Origin of the sequence: Caballeronia terrestris (assembly GCF_001544515.1) — a bacterium.
GTDB lineage: Bacteria > Pseudomonadota > Gammaproteobacteria > Burkholderiales > Burkholderiaceae > Caballeronia > Caballeronia terrestris.
Genome location: NZ_FCOL02000509.1, coordinates 1 through 943, shown reverse-complemented (window position 1 = coordinate 943; position 943 = coordinate 1). Strand labels below are relative to the sequence as shown.

Here is a 943-nt window from a genome sequence, read left to right as displayed (position 1 = left end):
GATCTGGTCGTCGCCGGATTCGTAGCCGACGAGCAGAAGCCGCAGTCCGTTCTCCTTCATCACCTTGAGCGTTGAATAAGGCACATTTGCTTTCGCGTTGCACGACCACGTCACTCCCAGCTTGCCAAGACCGCGGGCGATTTCTTCGGCTCTCGGCCTGAGATCGGTGAAGGTATCGTCGTCGAACATGATCTCCTTGATCTCGGGCATGTTGTCCCTGATCCACTTCACTTCTTCGAGGACGTTGTCGACCGAACGCGTGCGATAGCGATGCCCGCCGACCGTCTGCGGCCAGAGGCAAAAGGTGCATCGGGATTTGCAGCCTCTGCCCGTGTAGATCGACACATACGGATGTTTGAGGTAGCCGCTGAAGTAATTCGCGGTCGTAAGGTCGCGCTTGTAGATAGGCGCGACAAACGGCAACTGGTCCATGTCCTCCAGGATCGGCCGGGCTTCGTTGTGCATGATCCCGCCATCGGGCAGCCGATAACTGAGACCGGGAATCGACTTGAGCGGGAGCCCTTGCGCGATGTCGCGACATGTGAAGTCGAATTCTTCACGGCACACGAAGTCGATCGCATCGCTCGCCGTCAGCGAGCCGTGGGGATCGACGGCGACCTTTGCCCCGACCATCCCGACGAGGATCGCGGACTTCCGTCGTTTTAAATGCTCCGCGAATTGGGCATCGCTCAAGAACGACGGCGTGCTCGTATGAATGATTACTAGGGCGTACTGCTGAGCAATGTCGAGAGACTCGTCTAGGGACAGGCCATCTGCGGGAGCATCCAGGACGCGGCTGTCCTCGATCAGCGCAGCGGGCTGGGCAAGCCACGTTGGATACCAGAATGACCGAATTTCGCGCTTGGTCTGGAAACGTGAGCCCGCTCCGCCATCGAAGCCGTCAAACGAAGGTGCCTGTAGAAACAGCGTTTTCATATATGCC

At 58.2% G+C, this 943-nt stretch carries 1 protein-coding gene; it reads right to left on the bottom strand.

Going from position 1 to position 943, the window contains the following annotated elements; translation table 11 throughout:
- Positions 1-936: radical SAM protein (locus AWB67_RS38615; RefSeq protein WP_087660921.1), on the bottom strand; the 936-nt coding region annotated here is incomplete at its 3' end.
- Between the last annotated feature and the right edge of the window lie 7 nt (positions 937-943).